The 19940-nt window shown below is 29.3% G+C and carries 22 protein-coding genes and 1 pseudogene; all 23 read right to left on the reverse strand.

What is annotated here, in order from left to right; all coding sequences use genetic code 11:
• Nucleotides 1–5 precede the first annotated feature (5 nt).
• Nucleotides 6–1115, reverse strand: coding sequence for a M20/M25/M40 family metallo-hydrolase (locus KQI42_RS11825; protein ID WP_216519998.1), 1110 nt, complete (start codon nucleotides 1113–1115; stop codon nucleotides 6–8).
• A 73-nt stretch (nucleotides 1116–1188) separates the two neighbouring features.
• A complete protein-coding gene (locus KQI42_RS11830) occupies nucleotides 1189–1881 on the reverse strand; it encodes a hypothetical protein (protein ID WP_216520000.1) in 693 nt (230 codons plus the stop codon).
• Nucleotides 1882–1912: 31 nt separating this feature from the next.
• Nucleotides 1913–2608, reverse strand: coding sequence for a DUF5058 family protein (locus KQI42_RS11835; protein ID WP_216520002.1), 696 nt, complete (start codon nucleotides 2606–2608; stop codon nucleotides 1913–1915).
• 309 nt (nucleotides 2609–2917) lie between these two features.
• Nucleotides 2918–4213 carry a hypothetical protein gene (locus tag KQI42_RS11840; RefSeq protein WP_216520004.1) on the reverse strand — a complete coding sequence of 432 codons (1296 nt, stop codon included), beginning with the start codon at nucleotides 4211–4213 and terminating at the stop codon, nucleotides 2918–2920.
• Nucleotides 4214–4402: 189 nt separating this feature from the next.
• Complete coding sequence (locus KQI42_RS11845; protein ID WP_216520006.1) at nucleotides 4403–5257, reverse strand: Nif3-like dinuclear metal center hexameric protein; 855 nt, start codon at nucleotides 5255–5257, stop codon at nucleotides 4403–4405.
• A 119-nt stretch (nucleotides 5258–5376) separates the two neighbouring features.
• A complete protein-coding gene (locus tag KQI42_RS11850) occupies nucleotides 5377–5916 on the reverse strand; it encodes a GNAT family N-acetyltransferase (protein ID WP_216520008.1) in 540 nt (179 codons plus the stop codon).
• Nucleotides 5917–5967: 51 nt separating this feature from the next.
• A complete protein-coding gene (locus KQI42_RS11855) occupies nucleotides 5968–6471 on the reverse strand; it encodes a D-glycero-alpha-D-manno-heptose-1,7-bisphosphate 7-phosphatase (protein ID WP_216520010.1) in 504 nt (167 codons plus the stop codon).
• Nucleotides 6472–6559: 88 nt separating this feature from the next.
• Nucleotides 6560–6823 carry a hypothetical protein gene (locus tag KQI42_RS11860; protein ID WP_216520012.1) on the reverse strand — a complete coding sequence of 88 codons (264 nt, stop codon included), beginning with the start codon at nucleotides 6821–6823 and terminating at the stop codon, nucleotides 6560–6562.
• 61 nt (nucleotides 6824–6884) lie between these two features.
• Nucleotides 6885–7505: an HAD-IA family hydrolase gene (locus tag KQI42_RS11865; protein WP_216520014.1), complete on the reverse strand. Its 621-nt coding sequence runs from the start codon at nucleotides 7503–7505 to the stop codon at nucleotides 6885–6887.
• A gap of 191 nt (nucleotides 7506–7696) precedes the next feature.
• Nucleotides 7697–8119 carry an NUDIX hydrolase gene (locus KQI42_RS11870; RefSeq protein WP_216520016.1) on the reverse strand — a complete coding sequence of 141 codons (423 nt, stop codon included), beginning with the start codon at nucleotides 8117–8119 and terminating at the stop codon, nucleotides 7697–7699.
• 64 nt (nucleotides 8120–8183) lie between these two features.
• The gene (locus KQI42_RS11875; RefSeq protein ID WP_216520018.1) at nucleotides 8184–8807 is read right to left on the reverse strand and encodes an NUDIX hydrolase N-terminal domain-containing protein; all 624 of its coding nucleotides are present in this window, start codon (nucleotides 8805–8807) and stop codon (nucleotides 8184–8186) included.
• Between the two features lie 185 nt (nucleotides 8808–8992).
• Complete coding sequence (locus KQI42_RS11880) at nucleotides 8993–9397, reverse strand: VOC family protein (protein ID WP_216520020.1); 405 nt, start codon at nucleotides 9395–9397, stop codon at nucleotides 8993–8995.
• 690 nt (nucleotides 9398–10087) lie between these two features.
• Nucleotides 10088–11833 (reverse strand): glycoside hydrolase family 10-like protein, encoded by a 1746-nt coding sequence (locus tag KQI42_RS11885; protein ID WP_216520022.1) that lies wholly within the window; start codon nucleotides 11831–11833, stop codon nucleotides 10088–10090.
• Nucleotides 11834–12161: 328 nt separating this feature from the next.
• A pseudogene (locus KQI42_RS21815) lies at nucleotides 12162–12299 on the reverse strand (GNAT family N-acetyltransferase); the annotation flags it as partial.
• A 117-nt stretch (nucleotides 12300–12416) separates the two neighbouring features.
• Nucleotides 12417–12581: a hypothetical protein gene (locus KQI42_RS11890; protein ID WP_216520024.1), complete on the reverse strand. Its 165-nt coding sequence runs from the start codon at nucleotides 12579–12581 to the stop codon at nucleotides 12417–12419.
• Nucleotides 12582–12607: 26 nt separating this feature from the next.
• Nucleotides 12608–12844 carry a hypothetical protein gene (locus KQI42_RS11895; protein ID WP_216520026.1) on the reverse strand — a complete coding sequence of 79 codons (237 nt, stop codon included), beginning with the start codon at nucleotides 12842–12844 and terminating at the stop codon, nucleotides 12608–12610.
• Nucleotides 12845–12846: 2 nt separating this feature from the next.
• On the reverse strand, nucleotides 12847–13200 hold the full coding sequence (locus tag KQI42_RS11900) for a hypothetical protein (RefSeq protein ID WP_246566439.1): 354 nt from the start codon (nucleotides 13198–13200) through the stop codon (nucleotides 12847–12849).
• 39 nt (nucleotides 13201–13239) lie between these two features.
• Nucleotides 13240–13875: a carboxypeptidase-like regulatory domain-containing protein gene (locus tag KQI42_RS11905; RefSeq protein WP_216520028.1), complete on the reverse strand. Its 636-nt coding sequence runs from the start codon at nucleotides 13873–13875 to the stop codon at nucleotides 13240–13242.
• Between the two features lie 35 nt (nucleotides 13876–13910).
• Nucleotides 13911–14498, reverse strand: a complete 588-nt coding sequence (locus KQI42_RS11910) for a nucleotidyltransferase domain-containing protein (RefSeq protein ID WP_216520030.1) — start codon at nucleotides 14496–14498, stop codon at nucleotides 13911–13913.
• Between the two features lie 208 nt (nucleotides 14499–14706).
• A complete protein-coding gene (locus KQI42_RS11915; protein ID WP_216520031.1) occupies nucleotides 14707–17022 on the reverse strand; it encodes a xanthine dehydrogenase family protein molybdopterin-binding subunit in 2316 nt (771 codons plus the stop codon).
• Nucleotides 17006–17473 (reverse strand): (2Fe-2S)-binding protein, encoded by a 468-nt coding sequence (locus KQI42_RS11920; protein WP_216520032.1) that lies wholly within the window; start codon nucleotides 17471–17473, stop codon nucleotides 17006–17008. Before KQI42_RS11920 ends, KQI42_RS11915 begins: the two co-directional genes overlap by 17 nt.
• Nucleotides 17463–18266 carry an FAD binding domain-containing protein gene (locus tag KQI42_RS11925; protein ID WP_216520033.1) on the reverse strand — a complete coding sequence of 268 codons (804 nt, stop codon included), beginning with the start codon at nucleotides 18264–18266 and terminating at the stop codon, nucleotides 17463–17465. Before KQI42_RS11925 ends, KQI42_RS11920 begins: the two co-directional genes overlap by 11 nt.
• Before the next feature lie 40 nt (nucleotides 18267–18306).
• On the reverse strand, nucleotides 18307–19674 hold the full coding sequence (locus tag KQI42_RS11930; protein WP_216520034.1) for a uracil-xanthine permease family protein: 1368 nt from the start codon (nucleotides 19672–19674) through the stop codon (nucleotides 18307–18309).
• Nucleotides 19675–19940 lie beyond the last annotated feature (266 nt).

Raw genomic sequence — 19940 nt, forward strand, 5'->3', positions numbered from 1 at the left:
CCTATTTATAAGCTGATCATATGTGCTAAAACTCTTGTAGTAATATGCATATCATCTATATTTAAAGTTTCTTCTACAGTATGAACCTTATCCATTCCTACGCTTATAATAGCACAATCATATCCCTTTCCAGCAATAATATTTGCATCACTTCCCCCACCTATTATTAACGCTGATGGGTTAATATTTTCTTTTTCAAAACTTTCCTTACATAAGTTAAATATAAAAGAATTTTTGTCCAATTTCAATGTAGGATAATCTCTAGAAACCTTTATTTGAACAGTACCACCAAATTTTTTCGCTGTGGCTTCACATGCATTTTTCATCTTTTTCACTTGCATGTCCAATTTTTCTATTGAATGTGAGCGGACTTCTGCTGTAAATGTAACTTTGTCTGTAACTATATTGGTTTGACTTCCTCCTTCAATACGACCTATATTCGCTGTAGTTTCTTCATCTAAACGACCTAAAGTCATGTTAGAAATAGCTTCAGCAGCCATGTATATAGCATTTATTCCTTTTTCTGGTTCAATTCCTGCATGAGCTGTCTTACCTATGAACGTTACTTTTACATCATCTTTAGCTGGTGCTGCATAAGCAATAATACCAGCAGGTCCTGCAGCATCTATTATTACTACATTTTTACAAGGCAATTTTGAAACATCAAAATTTTTAGCTCCAAGCATTCCAACTTCCTCACATACAGTAAATAATAAATAAATATCTCTATGTGGAAGTTTTTCTTCTCTTATATGTTCAATAGCTTCCAATATAGATGCAATACCAGCCTTATCATCTCCAGCAAGAATGGTATTACCTTTACTTTTCATTATTTCATTTTCAATAATAGGCTCTATCCCTTTTCCAGGACTGACAGTATCCATATGTGCTGCTAAACATATAGCTTCTTCATTACTATTATTTCCTTTTATATAAACTAGTAAATTTCCACAATTACCGCCAAACTTTTCTCCTGCATTATCAGCATATACTTCAAAACCTCTATCTTGAAAATATTTTATTAGATATTCCCTATAGTTTTTCTCTTCATAAGAAGGACTATCTATTTTTATCATTTCTATTAAATTATTTACTAGCCTGTCCTTATTAATCATATTCCATCTTCCTTTCTATTTTTTAAAAATTTAGGCTGACCTTTCCATGTCAGCCTTTTCTATATTTTTAATACTATTCTCCTTGCAGTTCTTTTCCATAGATTTTTTTACCTGCAGCAATAGTTCCAAATACCGATACTAAGATTACTGCATAAGATGGTGTTCCTGGTAAAAATGATAAAAATCCTTGTTTTAGTAAGAACGTCATAAAACCTGCTATAGTAATTGCAACTACTCCAAGCTTTGGTCTTTGTATAGCAAATTGTCCGAAAACTGCTCCAAATAAAGCTGGTAAAATTAAATTAAGTACCCTTGTTACTTCTGCTGGTAAACTGGCTAAAACTGATGAACCTAAAAACACTGCTATTGATAAAATAGCTATATTTATTAGTATAGATACTGCAATTCCTAAAGTCGAAATAATTGCACCTTCATTAGTACCTTGTTTTACACCTGCAGCTTCTTGTGCTGCAACGGCACAAGGAATTCTCATATTTACTAAATTTCCTGATAAAAATGCCATATAGGTTCCTGGTATTCCTAAAATAGGGAAATATGAAATTGGCTCAACTACATAGAATGCTCCACTTACGCTCATTTGAGCTAATGTTCCTGCAATTATAGCTCCTATTGGAGGCATATATCCAAAATGAAGTGCCAATATCAAGGCAGGTCCTAAAGCTAACAACATTCCTAAAAATAACGTTATCCTCCCATATTTAATTATACTAGGTATAAATTCATTATCATATACATTATTTTTCATTATTCCAGCTCCTTTGATATTCATTATTTAATTAAATTAGTGATCCTATAAGCATTCCACCAAACATTGCTATAGTTAATCCCCATTCTCTTAACCAAGTAATGTTCTTCTTTTTTTGAATATATACTATTATCATCATAAGAACTAATCCACTTATACATGCCAATGCTCCAGCATCAAAGCCTAAAATCCTATCTGCATTAAAATATGCAAAAGCTCCTAGCATAGCACCTGCTGAGATAATTGGAACCATTGCTTTTTTTCCATTTGCTAATACTTTAGTAAGCTTGTCCATTTTATGAGTAAATAAGAAAGTAAATAATAACCACCCCATAGAACCAAGTATCATTGTCCATACTCCATTAGCAAAAACTACCTCGGTCATGCCTTCTTTTCCTAAAACTACTCCCATAGCATCAGCACCAAAGCCTGCTGCCATTAATTCATAAGTAACAGACCCTATAAAGGAAAGTCTCATCCAAGCTATTGGTCCTCCCATAGTAACTATTAACGATACCATTCCAGCTAAAATAACCATTGAAGGTCCAATAGATGAAATAGCACTAGTTTTCATGGCAGATTTCATTTGTTGTTCAGTAAGTCCTATATCTTTTCCTGTTTTATAAGACTTTTTAGCAAAAATGATTGATTGTAAAATTACTACTCCTACAGCTAAAGCAGCTGCTGTCCACATTAATGGATGATTTGCTACTTCTAAATAATTCATTATAATTCCCTCCTTATTATTGACATGTCTTTAATATGTCCTTAATGGAATTATAACAAACTTTTAAATACATTTCAATTAATATAATTTATTGTGTTATAAAATTATTATAGGAGTACGTTCATGTAATAAAGCTAGTTCCTATACTTTCTATTCATTACAGCTCAATAAAAATTTTTAAATGCTATGATTCTATAATTATTTTCTAGTTTACATTCAAAATAGTATAATAAAAAATCATCTGATGATTTTATTATGAATATTTTCTCATGATAATCATAATAAGAATCATCAAATGATTTTATGCATTTAGTTAGATTTCTGTAATTTTATCTTTATAAATTGAGTAGGTCGTCCTACATTATTATATTGTACCGATGTTACTTTTTCACCATACCCTGAATCTAAAAATTTTTTTAAAATTCTCCTTGCACTTCTCTCTGAAACTCCTAAAAATTCTGAAAGGCTTTTAGCTTCAAAAATTTCTTTTTGGGAAATTTCCATATGCGCTATAATCTTAGATAAATAAGTTGGACTTATTCCTACTTCTTCTGCTATTTTATTTAAATTCTTATCCTTTATCATTAAATTATAAGAATATCCTTCAATTTCTCCAATAGGACCTTTTATGCTTTCATCCTCATATACAATATAGTATGAAGATTCTTTATGTTCTTTTGCTTTCTGTAAAGCCGTTCTAGCATTGTTATCTCCATGAAACGCTGTAGTCCCATAACCTGTTCCACTATAAATTATAAGTTTTTCTTTAGATAGATCTTTCATAAGCTCTAAAAAATAATTCTGTGCCTTTTCATTTTCTAAAGCTCCCCTTGTGCTAAAAATTATATATTCACTGCCTACACCCCTAACTAAACTTCCTTGTACCAAAGGCAAATATTCTATAAGTTTACTTTCCACCAAATTTTTCTTTTTTAAAGATACATAATGATTAGCCTTTTCATTTGATAGATTTAATTCTATTATCTGTATCCCTATTTGTGCTGCCCCTAATTTTTTTGTTTCTATGAGCTGAATGAGAATATCTATAGAATTTTTAATTACAGGTGTAGTTATTTCTATCCGTGCTACAGGCAAACCTCTTTGTTTAAAATCTCCATAAATGGATCCAAAGCTAGTCATAGCTAAATCTATTTTGTCTTGTTCTAAAAGCTTCTCATGCCATTCTTTATATTTCGATTCTTTTTCATCTTCATCAAAAGGAAATACAAATATTTCTTCAAATTCTATTCTAAATTCTTGAAATATATCATGTACAAGAGGTTCTTCCAAAATATCTATACTTACCTTTTTAACATCTCTATAATGATCTTTAATATTCCATAGGGTCTTCATTAAACATGATCCTTCTCTAGGAATGCATAAAAAAGGTTTTGTTAATTTTCCATATTTTTTAACTTCTACATTAAATCCCTGTCCTGTAAAAATTATTCCATCAACTTCTTTTTCACACTTTTCTAAAATATCTTCACAACTGTCTATTTCTCCTACAGTAAAACAAACAAAATCTATATTATTATAATATTTATCTGCAACGTATAAAGTTTTATCTACTGAGTCTCCATACCCAACAACGGCTATTTTCACTATAAAATCCTCCCTTAAGCCTATAATAATGAGTAACCAAACATTCCAACTTCTTCACTCATTATATAATAGCCTTTTTCTTATGCCAATTTATAATGCCACCATTTTATCTCTTCATTTTTTAAAGTTTTATGTTGAGATAATTGTATTTAAATAAATACCCTCTTCCTTATTAAAGAATTTCTGCTTTTATAAATCTTCTAAATAATATTCTCCTTCTATGAATTCTGCCGATAGACCAAGTTCTTTGAAGTAATCGACCATAGCTATACAAGCATATTTTTCCGTTGAATAATGAGTTGCTCCGACTATATTTATTCTATTTTCCTGTGCAATTTTATGAAATTCAATAGTTGGCTGAAATGATTGTAGTGGTCTTGTGAAACCAGTCAAATATAAGTTTATTCCCTTGCTAGATAATTCTGTAGCTACAAATGGATAACTACCTCCACCAGCTGCAATTGCTACTTTTCCACCTTTAATTATTTCATCTCCATAATTCCTAAATTTAACTTTATGTCCTAATATCCCTTCTATATGTTTACAAAATTCATCAACATATTTAAATTTTACTCTGCATATTATTCCTACTTTCACTCCTTCAACCTCACAAAATTCATCAACAATTTCTAAATTTAAAGCCTCTGCCAAGTTTATAGAAGTAGAATATTCTCCGTTCTTATCTAAAGGTAAATGAAGTACATAAAAAGAAATACGCTTTTCTTTCATTTGTTTTAAATAATCCTTTGGAATATTATAAAAAGGAAACCCATCAACTCTTCCATCATATCCCATAGCATGATGAGAAAAAAGTAATATATCTGATTTTCCAGTTTTTAAAATCTTTTCTATTATATTTTTATCTGGAAATACTGCAGTATATACCTTTTTTATATATTCAGAATTATCAAGCATAACCCCTATATGCTTATCCTTAAACTCTGTGAAAATATAATCATTGAAATCTACAAAACTCCAATCATCTTTCATTCCTTCAATTTGAAAATCATCATAAAGTTTTAAGTATAATTCTTTAGCTAACATTCTCAATCATCTCCTTAAAGGCATTTTTATCCGTACACTAAATAAATAATATTATTATAAATCATTATGTCCTATAAAAATAGTACCCTATATAAATTTATAGGGTAACAATTGTTCCTTTAATATCTATCTTTTGCCTTCTTTACATATAATACATGTTTTTTTAATCTACTATCTGGTTCTACATTTGGATGATCAAATTCTTTAACGTATTTCATTCCAATTTTCTCCATTACTCTCATTGATCCTTTATTTAAAACTGAGGTAAAAGATACAATCTCTTTAAGACCTAAATTGTCAAATCCATAATTAAGACAAGCTTCTGCTGCCTCTGGTGCATATCCTTTTCCCCAATGTTTATGAGCTAATCTCCAGCCTATTTCTACACATGGAGTAAAATCAGCTTCAAATTTTGGAATTGACAATCCAACAAATCCAATAAACTCATTTGTCTCTTTAAGCTCAACTGCAAATAATCCAAATCCATTATCTATAAAATGTTGTTTAACTCTATCTATCATTACCATAGTCTCTTCTTCAGATAATACTTTTGGAAAATACTCCATTACTTTAAGATCCTTATTCATCTCTACAAAAACTGGTATATCTGTATCCATCCAATTTCGTAATCCTAATCTATTAGTCTCAATAATATACATAGCAATACTCCTTTAATTAATTTACTTTATCAACGATTATTATATTTAATTTTATAAATATTTTACTATGTTTTTTAAAGAATTAATACTTAATACCCCTTCGCTACTTTCTAATCCTATCCCAAAAGTTTTTATCCCTAAATTTCTTCCAAGTTCAATATCACATAAGGAATCTCCCGCAATAAAACTATTCTGCAAATCTATCGTTGGATATTTTTCCAATGCAGACTTTATTAAACCATCTTTAGGTTTCATACAACTACAGTCTTTTTCTCTAGAATGAGGACAGTAAAATATATTCAATATTTCAACCCCATTATCTTTTAATTTATTTATAAATTTTTGAGTAAAATTTTTATATTGTGATAATGTTATAATTTTTTCATCTATCAAATACTGATTTGTTATAATAATAATTTCATATCCTTTTTCTTTTATAATTTTTAAAGTATCTATAGACTCATCTATAAAAACTGGATCCACTACGTTTCTCCATAGCTCATCTTCATAATCTTCTATTATGGTTCCATCTCTATCTAAAAAAGCTATTTTCATAAAGTTCACCCTCTATTTAGATTTTTTCTATTTAGGTTTTTTCCGAATATTAGGTTTCTTAGTAAGACTAGAGTTTTGCAATTATTTTCTATATAAAAGTAGTTATAATTCCTTGTAAAATGAAAACTTCTAATATAACAACTAATACACAAGTAAATATAAAGAATCCTATTTTTGCTTCTCCAAATCTATCTTTCCAATACTCTCCTCTAAAAAGCGAAACAATATCTGGCGTGAAAGAATATTTAACAGATTTCTTAAAATCATCATTATTTATAAAAGATAATTTGTATATAAATTTAAAAATAGGTACATTTATAATAATTAAAGCAAATATAATAATCCCACTCATATAAATTCCCCCTTTTTTTCATCTTTCAATTAAATATTTAAAAGCCTAAAAATCCATTATTCTATAATATTTTTAAAATCTCTTCTGGTGCATCAACTATATAATCAGGATGTTCCTCCTTTACAATATTTATTGCATCATATCCCCATCCTACCCAAATTACCTTTATGCCCACTTTCTTACATGCTACAATATCTCTTTTCTCATCTCCAATATATATAACTTCAGAATTTTTTAGATCATATGTTTTCAAAAACTTTTTAATAATTTTATCTTTGCCAAAGATATTACTTGAACAAAAAACTTCTTTTATATTATCTATTTGGTTTCTAGAAAGAAACTCTCTAATGTTTTCTTCAGAATTAGATGATATAATTGCTAAACTATACCCCTTATCTTCTAATTCATTTAACAAATCTCTTATTCCACTAAATAAATTAACATGTTTTATAGATTGCTTATATAAATTATACATTTCTCCTACTAAAAAAGGAATTTTATATATGGGAAAATCTAGAAACTTTGCTCTTTCTATAATAGATAATTTTCTCAAGAACTCAATATTACCCGGATCCAATTTTTTAAATTTATATTTCTCAGCAAGATAATTAAATGCGGATATAACAGCATCTTTTGAATCGACTAAAGTACCATCAAAATCAAAAATTATATGTTTAACCATAATTAGTTTATTTCACTCCCTCTGTAAAGTTTCTAGGCTTCTTGAGCTTTTTCTTCACATGAGACTCCTTTTTAATTAAATATTATACTTAAAATTTATTATTTAGTCTTTCCCATTATACTATTACATACTTCTTCAATTATTTGGATCTAACCATCTTATATAAGCTTTCTATTTTAAGCCAATCTATTCTAATATTTTTTATTTAAAAATTTTACTTTTTCAAATAAATAAGGTTGAATCTCAGGATACGTTAAATTATCTGGAATATCATCAAATAATTTGATTTCTTTTATTTCTAAATCAGGAAGTTTGTCCAATTTTTTAACTTCACTAAAGTATAATCTGCCAAATGTAGTAGTATCATTTCTCAATACTGAATAATCACATATTGCCTTATTTTTAAAATCTTTAGCTCCTGTTTCCTCAAACAACTCCCTTTTAGCAGTTTCTTCTATAGTTTCTCCAAATTCTCTATGTCCTCCTGGTATTTCCCACGTATCTCTCTGTTTATGCTTAACAAATATCCATTTCCCATCAAACATTGCACTAATTACTGCAAATTTTAAATCTTTATCATCTATTTCTCCTATTGAATAGAATTTAACTTCCATAATATCTTCCTTCCTTTAAATATTAATCTATATTAATTGAAATACTGCTATAATTAATTATTATTTAATCAAATATGGCTTCATGAAATTCTTTTGCTTTAGTACTAAAACACATTTCAATCTGTTCTTTTGTATTTCTTTCTGTTGATAAAGGTGGGAGATTTTCAATGGAAAAGAACTTTGCTTCAGATGTTTCAATATTTTCTTGGAATTTTCCTCCGACAAGATCACATTCTACAAAGATCTTATAAATCCCATAAGGCATAGGTGGGATATTGTGTTTTTTCCTATCTAATATAGCAATTACTCGTTTAGGTTCAATTTTTACCCCTGCTTCCTCTTCTGCTTCTTTTATAAGATTTTCCCTTAAAGATATGTCTATATCTGCCCATCCTCCTGGTAACGACCATAAACCATCTAGTTTCTCTTTTACTAATAAAATTTCCTCGTTATTAAATATTGCAGCTCTTACATCTATTTTAGGTGTAGGATACCCTTCTTCATTTGCAAACAATTGGCGAATTTTTTCATTTTCAACTCCAGTATAATTATTTAATATTTCAATACTAATATCCCTTATTTCTTCAAATCTTTCTAAATCATATTCATTTTTAGAATAAGTTAAACCAGCTTGAGCAATTGCTTGAAGCTTTTTAGCCCATTCTAGCCATTTAGGTTCAATATTCATTCTTTACCTCCTATAGACTTAAAAATTTTTATTTTATGGTAATCCTTATTTATACTATTCCATATCTCATGCTGAATTCCTTCTTAAAATCTAAGTATTATCTCTACTTTAGACAGTATAAAAAATAGAGGCTGGAGATATTTCTCTTCCTCTAAATATTATCTTATTAGCTTATATCATTTTCATTAATCCCATATAGACCATGCTGCTTCCAATCTATTTCCTTCTATATCTTTAAAATAAAAATACTTGGCTTCTCCCTTTCCAAGAGTTATAAGTTCACCGACTTCTACTCCTTTACTTTTTAAGGTATTATAAGTATATTCAATATCAGGGCAATTAATGGCTACTACTGGGAAAGGCTTACCATTCCTTAAATATTCGGCTTTAAGTGAATCGGTTGTTTCAACGAGTAACAGAGCAACTTTGTTAAGCTCCCTAAAATGAAATACAGCAATATTAGTTCCTCTATCATTAAACTTTGATTTTAACTCTAATCCCAGAATATCCCTATACCATTCAATAGACTTGTCAATATCTACTACAGGCAGATAAACATATCCTACTCTACTAAATAATATATTATTCATTTAAAAATCCTCCTTTGATTTTTCTTTCAATATATTTTTAAGTTAATATAAATTTTTTGAAGTATTTTATTCACGGTGTCTTTATTCTTTAGCTGATGCTATATTTTTAAATAAAATTAATTGTTTATTGTTTTGGGATCCTTTTTAGTCTCTATTAAATAACTTTAATATTTTACTATTCTATATGTTCCCTAAATTCCTTCCCGAAAACTAAAAATTCTCTTTTTAAAAAAATTGCACAACAAAAAAAGATAAAATTTCTATCTCTCCCAAAATTTATTGAAAAATCAAACAAATGAAATTGCTATTATTATATGTATCAATCAGACTGTCTATAAATACCCGTTATAATAGAATATTCATAGTTAGCAAAACCGGGTAGCATTTTAACCTTACTCGCATTTGATCCTATCATAAAAGCAAACTTACTATCATTTACTATAAATGCACCTACTGTTTTTACATTTTGTAAATTTTCAAAATCAAATATTTTTATCACCCTATAGTGTATTTTTTTAACGAATATACTTTTCTCATCATAATAAAATAAAATCACGGAGATTATTTGAAAAAATTTTATACTTACTCCTTGACCATATCTGTCATCTAAAATAATATAAAATTTTTATATACTATAACTATAATCTCCGTGTATAAAAATCTATTATTTATTTTTTAAATTTATGTGATTTAACGAGATTCTTCTTGGCTAAGTTTTTTCTCCTTACAAAGTATACTTTGATTATTTGCCTTGTCCACTGCAGCTACTGAATATATATATTCCTTCTGTGGATCAATATGTGTATCAACAAAAGTAAAAGATGTACTTTTATCTGTCCTTTTAATTTTACTTATAATGGTTTTAGATTGTCCCATAGTATTGTTATCTTTTACGACTTCTTCTCGGCAAATAACGTAATAAGCAGAATCATTATCTATAGTATCATACCAAGTTAATCTATTACCATTATTCTCCTTCACAACAGATAAATCATATGGACTTAAAGTTTCCTTATGATCTAGCCAAGGTTTAGACGGCAATAAGGATATGGTATTAAAATGCTGATTTTTTAATATATCAATAAACTCATTATTGGCTTTAGCACTATTTTCAGTCTTTAATAAAGATTTATATCTAAAAAATATACTTCCTTTTACCTCTTTATATAGACTATTAAATTTAAGTTGATTTGATATTTCTTCTGGATTTTTCCAACTTATATTTTTATTATTTATATCTGCCTTTTTATAATTAGCATGTCCTATATATAGATGAACGTTAGTATCTTTTACTACATCTGCCCACCAGTTAACTAACTCTCCATAAGGTGCTGCCTTTTCATCAAAAGACCAGTATATCTGAGGTGCTATATAATCAATCCAATTATTTTTTACCCATTTTCTTGTATCTGCAAATAAATTATCATAAGATGCTTGAGATGTTATTGGTGTTAAGGAGCCTGTTCCAGCTTCACTTCCCTCTGGATGGATTTCTTTATGTCCCCATATACCATAAGGACTGATACCAAATTGTACAGATTTTTTTTGCTCCTTGTTATAGGATGTAATTGAATTATGCAAACTTAATATTAGTTTATCTACATTATCCCTTCTCCAATCAGCTACACTTTTAAAACCGCTACCATATTTTGCAAAAGTTTTTTGTTCTTCTATAGAATACCACTTATCTTTATCTTTTGTAGATCTATAAGGATAAAAATAATCATCAAAGTGAACTGCATCTATATCATAGTTTTTTACAACCTCCATTACACTTTCAATAATATATTTTATTACCTCTGGTTCACCTGGATTTAAATATAATTTACCATCAAAGCTAAAAACATATTGGGGATTTTGTCGTGCCCAATTATTAGGAGCTAACTCTTCTAATTGTTGTTTCACTGTTTTCTTATTATTTGAAGTTGTAGTTACCCTATATGGGTTAAACCAAGCTTGAAATTCCATTCCCCTATTATGTGTTTCTTCTATCATCCATTTCAATGGATCCCATCCAGGACTTAACCCTTGAGTTCCTGTTAAAAATTCTGACCAAGGATTTATCTTTGATTTATAAAAAGCATCTAATTTAGGTCTAACTTGGAATATTACAGAATTAATATTCAAAGCTTGTAAGTTATCTAAAAGCTCTATGTACTCTCGCTTATACTCCTCCTGCGCTAATCCTTTTTTTGATGGCAAATCTAGGTTAAATACTGTTGATACCCAAACCCCTCTAAACTGTTCTTCTTGTTCTATATTATCAACTGGTATTTGTATTGGTTTATCTCTCAATAAAATTTGTTCCTGAGAATTATATTTATTTAAAGTTTTCATTGATATATCACTTGCTTCTACCTTAAAAGTACTGCTGCTTAATATCAACGATAACGATATAGTGCTTATACCTATACATTTAACAATTTTCTTTTTCATATTTGTCATCCTCTCCATTCTTATAAATTTAACTACCTATAAGAATTATATTATATTTTGACACGTATTGTAGATTAAGATTTGATGACAATTTTCCTTATTAAAATTACATAATTGTAATAAAAGTTTAATAGCCATTTTAATATAGTCTAAACTAATATGTAAAACTAACCTAGTCCTTTATTTTACATATTAATCCATATATAAATAGATTGATTGCTATATTCTTTAAATCTGATATTTTTATATATACCTTGTCCCATTTTAGAAGAATTCAGAACTACTATATTATAGCCTTTCTCTTTTACCTTTTTTAACATTGTATATATCATGAGGTACCAATACCTTTTCTCCTTTCTTTAGGTATGGTAGCTACATTGTAAACATCTGCTGATTTTCCATCTAAAAATAATGATGCTGATGCAATAGGCTTATTGTCTAAAAATTTTACATAATGAATCCATTGTTTATCTTGTTCTAATCCTAATTCACTATATAGTTGAAACTAATATTCAGTAGCTTCAGATGATAATTTATAACTTTCTACTATTGGTTTTAACCATTCTTTAAGGGAATTTTCATCTTATACAGGTTTTATTGTTAAATCATTGTTTAAATATTTCTTATCATCTAAAGTATTTAAATCTATTGCTATGCCAATAGTGTCTTCCGCATAAAATAGTTCTTTATCTTTAAGTAATTCATCTACTTCATCTTTCATTATTTTGGACTCAATAATTAACCTCATTGGTAATCTTTCTTCTAGAAAATTTTTTAGAACTTTTTTATATCATTTATTATATTTTTACTTGAAAACTTTCCTATAAAAGCCACATTAAAAAATGGATGAGATACATCTGTTGCTAACATAATCTGTTTATAAGAATAAACCTTACTCTTATTTGACTGTCCAATATATTTTATATTATTAATAAAATTTTCTTCTATAACTTCAGTTATTTCCTCCTTACTTAATTCCTCTAGTCTCTCTAATTTTCTATAGTAGTTCATGTTTAACTTTCCTTCCTTTTTAAATACATCTCTATACAATATTCTTTATGTACAAGTTCTATATAATGATCTTTATAATTCATTTCAAAATTAACTATTGCTGATTGAAGATCTATACTCTTTAACAAATGAATTGTACAGTAACTTTCATTCTCTTTTATAGAAAACCGTATAACAAGACTTCTTACCTCTGTGAATTGGATTCTATTATTTATATAATTTGGAAGATCTTCTATATATAAATTTAATGTTCTGTAATCTATTGGTATAAATAAATCTATATCATTATCATCTTCTTTTAATGTTCTTATTTCAAGATTGCTAATTATTAGAAAATCCTCTTTTCTATATCCCATTATCTTAATTCTCCTATCTATTTTAACCACTCATCTAGCCTACTCTTTCCAAAACACACTTCCACTACCTCTTTCACCAGTTTCTCTATCTATCAATTCTATATCGACTTTATTATAAGTTTTCCTATCTATGTTTTTTGGTAGTTCTACCTGAATTAAGTAAGAATACATATATTTATTTTGACCTATGTATTCTTTAACTCTATTTATCTCTAACAGATTAACTTCTCTATTTTCTATTTCAACTTTTATATCCTCCTTAGATAAATCTGGAGAAATATTTATTATACTATTTGAATTAATTGAATCCCTTAAATTTATATTTTTATGACGTTGTAAACTCATTGGCCTAAAATATATCATAAGAGCTTCGTATGCTCCTTGAACCACAAATACATTAATTGCATATATTTCTAGACCATTAATTTTAGCATTAATCTCTTGATCTTTTATCATTGGAACATTCCAAGCCCAATATTCAAGATATTTTACTGAATAATCTCTTACAATGGCAATTGCATAATATACATCTTTTTTTACTTCAATTTCATAATATCCATCTTCGTCGGTTATAGCTTTATAAATGTCTTGAAAATTCTTATCTTTTATTAAAACATCTACATTAGATAATGGATTTCCATGATAATCTGTAACTTTCCCAAACAACTTCACCATAGTAAAACCTCACCTTATAAATAATTGATTTTAGATTATCTCATCATATCTAACCACTCATGATTAGGGTTTGTAACCACTAATGACTCTCTTAGCCAATTTTTTTGGGAACAAGACAATTTATCTATCACACTCATAAAATCCTTATTGTCTTTTTCTTTATTATGAGAAGACTTATATAATAGAACGATTTCTGGACTTAGAATTGGAATCCCTAGTTCTGATATTAGTATTGTATCTTGAATATTTCTTTTAATATTTTGATTTCTTCTGTATATCCAATAGCTTTCATGTTTTTCATTTAGTAAAATTTCAATGTTATTAACATGTAGATTACTATTATATCCATGTATTTCATGCACTGGTAAGCATAAGTATTCGTTTTCTTTCCAAACTTCTAATTTAGGTTTATTTTCATATTTTACAACTTTCTTTAAGGTCCAATCTTTAAAGTATTTATATATTTCATACTGTTCTTCGCGAAATATTCCAATTTCTATATCATTATGTTCTCTTGTCACAGTATTAATGAAAAGATCTATAGCCCATCCTCCTGCTATAAACCATGTGTATTTATAGTCTTTCATTAACTCACTAATTTCTTGTAGTTTAGTAAACTTCATATAATTCCTCCTTCATACTACCTATTCCACGTTTTCCACCAAATTCCTCCTTCAAAATCTAAATATTCTTATTTTTGTAAACGAATTTATTTCAACAAAAAAGGAAAGTAAAAAAATCTACTTTCCTTTTAATCCTAATCAAAAGTCTAGAATTCACTTATCCAAACTTCAAATATAATTTTTATGTTTAAATAATGTCTCACCCTATTTACTTAAAAGTATTTTCCATCAATTTTAAAAATACCTTTTCTGATGTAGCTGGTAAGTCTCTAACTCTTACTCCAGTTGCATTATATATAGCGTCTGTTATTGCTGGTGCCACAGTGTTAACAACTACCTCACCTATGGACTTTGCTCCATAAGGCCCTGTTTTTTCATATCCTTCAGCTAATTCTACAGTTATTTTTCCAATATCTTTTCTAGTAGGAAGCTTATATTCCATAAATGTATCTGTCATTAATCTTCCTCGACTATCATATTTAACTTCTTCATATAAAGCTAATCCTATTCCTGTTACTATACCACCTTCTACTTGTATTTTTGAAAGTTTAGGATTTATAGGTGTTCCACAGTCTACTACACCAACAAATTCAACTACTTCTACCTTTCCAGTTTCTAAGTCAACTTCTACCTCAGCAAAACCTGCCATATATGGTGTAACATTCTTTTCAGGTATAAAGGATCCAGTTGCAACTAATTGAGTAAACAGTTCATTATATGTTATTTTCTTTGAGAAATCTCCTAAACTAATAAATTTTCTAGTTACTTTATTGGTAATATTAGCTCCATCAAACAATATGTCATCTTTAGTTACATGAAAATATTTAGCTCCATGTTCACAAATTAAATCGACCATGTTTTTCGCTGCTTCTATTACTGCATTACCAGTAGTATAAGTTGTACTAGATGCATATGCTCCACTATCAAAAGGGGTTAAATCCGTATCTGAAGAATAAACTACTATCTTATCCAAATCAACTCCAAGTGTTTCGGCTGCAATTTGAGCAAGAATAGTATCACTACCCGTACCAAGATCAGTTGCACCAATTAAAAGGCTGAAAAACCCGTCTGTATTTAACTTTAGAGTAGCAGAAGCCATATCAATTTTAGGAAGACCAGAGCCTTGTTGTGCAATTGCCATTCCTACTCCTCTTACCTTTGTACTGCTAATTTTTTGTCTAGGATATTTTTCACTCCAGTTTATTAACTCCTTTCCCCTAGATACACAATACTCAAGCATACAACTATCCATATACATAGGTCTGTTTCCCCAATCTTTTGTTGTCATATTTAGAAGTTTAGTCGTCTCTCCTTTTTTTATCATGTTTATATTTCGTATTTCTAATGGATCCATATTTAACTCTACTGCCAATTCATTTACAGCCGACTCTATAGCAAAAGTTCCTTGAGTTACTCCAAAACCTCTAAAAGCCCCAGCAGTTACATGGTTAGTATAAAGAGCCTTTCCGTAATATCGGCAAGCTTCTACCTTATTGTATAGAGGCAATACTTTTTTTGCAGCAGCACCTATAGTTGTTTGGCTGTGCTCCCCGTATGCTCCAGTATCGGAAAGTCCTATCATATCTATAGCTTTTATCTTTCCGTCTTTTGAAGCTCCGAGAATAACATTAAATTTCATTGCATGTCTTGAGTTAGTTCCTATAAATACTTCTTTTCTAGAAAATATAATCTTTGCAGCTTTACCTGTTTTCAATGTAACTAATGCAGGATAAAATTCTGCATTTGCTGTTTGTTTTGCACCGAATCCCCCACCAATTCTAGGTTTGATAACTCTTATTTTACTTTCAGGTATTTTAAGTGCTGTTGATAAAATTCTTCTTACATGAAAAGGTATTTGGGTTGATGTAACTACGATTAATCTTCCATATGTATCTATATAAGTAAAAGCTCTTTGAGTTTCCATCATACCTTGTGCTTGAGCTTGACTACTATAAGTTCCTTTAACGATTACATCACATTCTTTTAAAGTCTTTTCAATATCTCCTAGTTCTAATTTTACTTGGCAAGCTATATTCCTATTTCTATCAAATCCTATATCTGCCATTGAAAATATCTCTTTTTCGGGATGAACTAAAGAAAGGTGTCCATCTGCTTTCTCAAGGTCTAATACAGGCTCTAATATTTCATATTCTACTTTTATAAGCTTCATAGCTTTTATAGCTGCTTTTTCATTAATAGCTGCAACTATTGCAACTTCATCTCCAACATGTCTTACATACTCATCTAATATAAACTTATCATAGGGAGATAATTCTGGATAACACTGTCCAGCTCTTGTAAATGGTACTCTATCAATATCTTTGTAGGTTAATATACATTCTACTCCAGGTACTTTTTCTGCAATCTTGATATCAATTTTTTTAATTTTAGCAAAGGCATGGGGACTTCTTAATACTTTAACTATTAGTGCATCTTTAGGAGCTAAATCATCGGTATAAACAGGTTTTCCCTCTACTAATCCTTTACCATCTATTTTAGAAAAAGGCTTATTCACTACTTTCACTGTTTTTCACCTCCAGATACTTTTTTATGGCTCTCAACTGACCACTATACCCCGTACATCTGCATAAGTTCCCGTTTAAGTAGTGAAGTATTTCTTCATCTGTAGGATTTTCTATACATTTTTCTAAATATAAAATATTCATTATCAATCCAGTACTACAATACCCACATTGTTCAACTCCTTCACTTACCAAGAATTCTCCTACTTTTTTGGCTTCCTCCCTTACTCCTTCAATAGTTGTTATTTCATGACCATTTGCCATAGCTGAAAGTATTACACAAGATAAAATTGCTTTTCCATCCATGTGAACTGTACATACGCCACACATGCCAGTATCACACCCTCTTTTTACACTTATATATCCATTATTTCTAAGTGTATCAACTAAATATTCATCAGGAGATACTTCAAAATACTTTTTTACTCCATTAATCTTCATTTCAATCTTCATACCCCTGAACCTCCATTAGAGTATTTTTAACTAGAACATAACATAACTGTTTTCTATAAATATTACTTCCTCTGCTGTTAGTCCCAAAGGTTAATTCTTCTGAAGCAATTTTAGCTGCTTCAACAGCATTTTTTTGTGAAAAACCATTGTTATTTAAATATTCCATTGATTTATTGGCTAAGACTGCTCTATTAGGTCTTGCTCCTACAGCTATTCTATATTTTCCATTTAAGTTCGATATGGCTACATTTAAAATGGCATAATCTCCCTTAGAATTTCTCATGGATGAAAAAGCAGCTTTTCTATTGTCTTTCATAATAGATATACTTTTTAGAATATCTCGTTCTCTTGACCCTTCTTCTAAAAATTTATCTAAAGAAATATTGCCTTGTTTATATAATTCTACATTTGTATTCAAGGCTAATAAACCTGTTATAAAATCAGAAAATCCATATCTTGAATAAACAGTACCTCCTACAGTTACAATATTTCTTAGTTGAATACCTACTATTTCTCTAACAGATTTTGCTAAAACATTATTGAAATATTTCTTTAATATTGGGGAATGCTCTATATCTCCTAAGGTAGTCATTGCGCCAATATTGATTGTATTTTCATCTTCTACTATATAATTAAAATTTGCCTTTGATAAATCTATGGCAGTAGATATATTCTTTGAACCCATTCTTATGAATGCTCCTCCACCAAAAACTACATTGTTTCTTTTCTTAATCAATAAATTATAAGCTTCTTCTACACTTTCAGGTGTAGCATATTCATTTATGGATATCAATCGATTTACCCCCTTGCATATTTAGGTTTATCCACTACATTTATATCTTCTCAGCGGCTAAGTCGTCTTTATTTTCTATAGAATCATTACTCTCCCTAGCTTCTGACTCTTTTATAGCCCATCTATCTGTAAATATAATGTTAAGAATTAGAGCCAATATTCCTGCTGCGACTACAGGATCACTAAAAAAATGTTGAAGCACTTTTGGAAAATGTACCATTGAATCTGGCACTTGACTAAACCCTATTCCTACTCCAATAGAAACAGAAAGAATAGTTGCGTTTTTTCCGTCTAAGCCAGCTTTTCCAATCATTCTTATTCCACTTATAGTTATCATTGAAAAAACAACTGTTACTGCTCCTCCTAATACACTTGGAGGCATTGCAGCACAAATCGCTCCAAATTTTGGTATGATACCAGCAATAATTAAAAATATTCCTCCTGTTGCTATACAAAATTTATTTACGACTTTTGTTAAGGCAATAATTCCGACATTTTGCCCATATCCTGTATTAGGTAATACATTAAAAACTGCGGCTAAAGTACTTCCTAAACCATCAGCTAATACTGCTCCTGTCATTTCCCTTTCTACTGCCTCTCTTCCTAAAGTACTTATAGTTATTCCTGAAACATTCCCCAATGTTTCAAGGCTTACAATCAAATATACTGCTGCAAACTTTAATATTGCATCTAGATGAAATTCCATTCCAAATTCTAAAGGCTTTGGAATACTTAACCATCCTGCTTGTGATACACTTGTAAAATCTATTTTTCCCATAGGAATGGCAACAATATATCCTATAACTAAAGCTATAAGTATGGATGCTGTATTGAAAATTCCCTTTCCAAATCCCTGTAGAACAATAATTATTAGTAGTACCAAGAATCCTAAAAACAAGTTTTCAGGCGAACCAAAATCCGCTGCTCCTACTCCCCCTGCAAAATATTGGATACCTACAGGTAGTAATGAAATACCGATAGAAAAAAGAACTGTTCCCATAACAATTGGTGGAAAATATTTTTTCAAAGGTTTTATGAAAAATCCAATAATAACTTCTGTAAAACTTCCTAAAAAAGAACTTCCTAAAATTCCAGATATTCCATATTTACTTCCAACTGCAACTGCTGTAGGAACAAAAGCAAAACTTGTACCCATTACTATTGGTAGCCCTGCTCCTACTTTCCAAACTGGATATAATTGAATTAAAGTAACGATTCCTGCAACAATCATAGCTGATTGAATCATAAGTATTTTACTGTCTTCTGGCAAACCTAATGTATTAGCAATAATTATGATGGGTGCTATGTTTCCAGTAAACATTGCTAGTACATGCTGAAGCCCTAAAGGTATAGCTACTCTTAATTCTGGTTTCCCTTCCAGTTCATAAACAAGATCTCCCTTACTCATTGTAATACCCCCTTATTTTTTTACTGCTTTATGATATAGATAAAACAAAAAAAGTCAGCCTAAAAGAATATACAATTCTTCTAAGCTGACCTATTAAAGCCTAACTTTAAAAGCTCTCTTTAACCTTTGCCAGAAAATCTTAATTTTTATTTGGATTAAATCTAAAATAGCTTACATATTGTATCTATTTTAGCATAAATTCCATCTAATTCATTTTCTTTTGCATTTAACTTTCTCTACTAATTTTGCTTTAGCTTATTAATATA

It is taken from the genome of Tissierella simiarum (genome assembly GCF_018917865.1).
In the GTDB taxonomy this organism is placed as follows: domain Bacteria; phylum Bacillota; class Clostridia; order Tissierellales; family Tissierellaceae; genus Tissierella_C; species Tissierella_C simiarum.

Bases quoted from the DNA above. Each gene is read 5' to 3' on its own strand.
- KQI42_RS11825 (WP_216519998.1), bottom strand. From the start codon at position 1,115: ATGATTAATAAGGACAGGCTAGTAAATAATTTAATAGAAATGATAAAA.
- KQI42_RS11830 (WP_216520000.1), bottom strand. From the start codon at position 1,881: ATGAAAAATAATGTATATGATAATGAATTTATACCTAGTATAATTAAA.
- KQI42_RS11835 (WP_216520002.1), bottom strand. From the start codon at position 2,608: ATGAATTATTTAGAAGTAGCAAATCATCCATTAATGTGGACAGCAGCT.
- KQI42_RS11845 (WP_216520006.1), bottom strand. From the start codon at position 5,257: ATGTTAGCTAAAGAATTATACTTAAAACTTTATGATGATTTTCAAATT.
- KQI42_RS11850 (WP_216520008.1), bottom strand. From the start codon at position 5,916: ATGTATATTATTGAGACTAATAGATTAGGATTACGAAATTGGATGGAT.
- KQI42_RS11855 (WP_216520010.1), bottom strand. From the start codon at position 6,471: ATGAAAATAGCTTTTTTAGATAGAGATGGAACCATAATAGAAGATTAT.
- KQI42_RS11860 (WP_216520012.1), bottom strand. From the start codon at position 6,823: ATGAGTGGGATTATTATATTTGCTTTAATTATTATAAATGTACCTATT.
- KQI42_RS11865 (WP_216520014.1), bottom strand. From the start codon at position 7,505: ATGGTTAAACATATAATTTTTGATTTTGATGGTACTTTAGTCGATTCA.
- KQI42_RS11870 (WP_216520016.1), bottom strand. From the start codon at position 8,119: ATGGAAGTTAAATTCTATTCAATAGGAGAAATAGATGATAAAGATTTA.
- KQI42_RS11875 (WP_216520018.1), bottom strand. From the start codon at position 8,807: ATGAATATTGAACCTAAATGGCTAGAATGGGCTAAAAAGCTTCAAGCA.
- KQI42_RS11880 (WP_216520020.1), bottom strand. From the start codon at position 9,397: ATGAATAATATATTATTTAGTAGAGTAGGATATGTTTATCTGCCTGTA.
- KQI42_RS11885 (WP_216520022.1), bottom strand. From the start codon at position 11,833: ATGAAAAAGAAAATTGTTAAATGTATAGGTATAAGCACTATATCGTTA.
- KQI42_RS11890 (WP_216520024.1), bottom strand. From the start codon at position 12,581: ATGAGGTTAATTATTGAGTCCAAAATAATGAAAGATGAAGTAGATGAA.
- KQI42_RS11895 (WP_216520026.1), bottom strand. From the start codon at position 12,844: ATGAACTACTATAGAAAATTAGAGAGACTAGAGGAATTAAGTAAGGAG.
- KQI42_RS11900 (WP_246566439.1), bottom strand. From the start codon at position 13,200: ATGGGATATAGAAAAGAGGATTTTCTAATAATTAGCAATCTTGAAATA.
- KQI42_RS11905 (WP_216520028.1), bottom strand. From the start codon at position 13,875: ATGGTGAAGTTGTTTGGGAAAGTTACAGATTATCATGGAAATCCATTA.
- KQI42_RS11910 (WP_216520030.1), bottom strand. From the start codon at position 14,498: ATGAAGTTTACTAAACTACAAGAAATTAGTGAGTTAATGAAAGACTAT.
- KQI42_RS11920 (WP_216520032.1), bottom strand. From the start codon at position 17,473: ATGAAGATTGAAATGAAGATTAATGGAGTAAAAAAGTATTTTGAAGTA.
- KQI42_RS11930 (WP_216520034.1), bottom strand. From the start codon at position 19,674: ATGAGTAAGGGAGATCTTGTTTATGAACTGGAAGGGAAACCAGAATTA.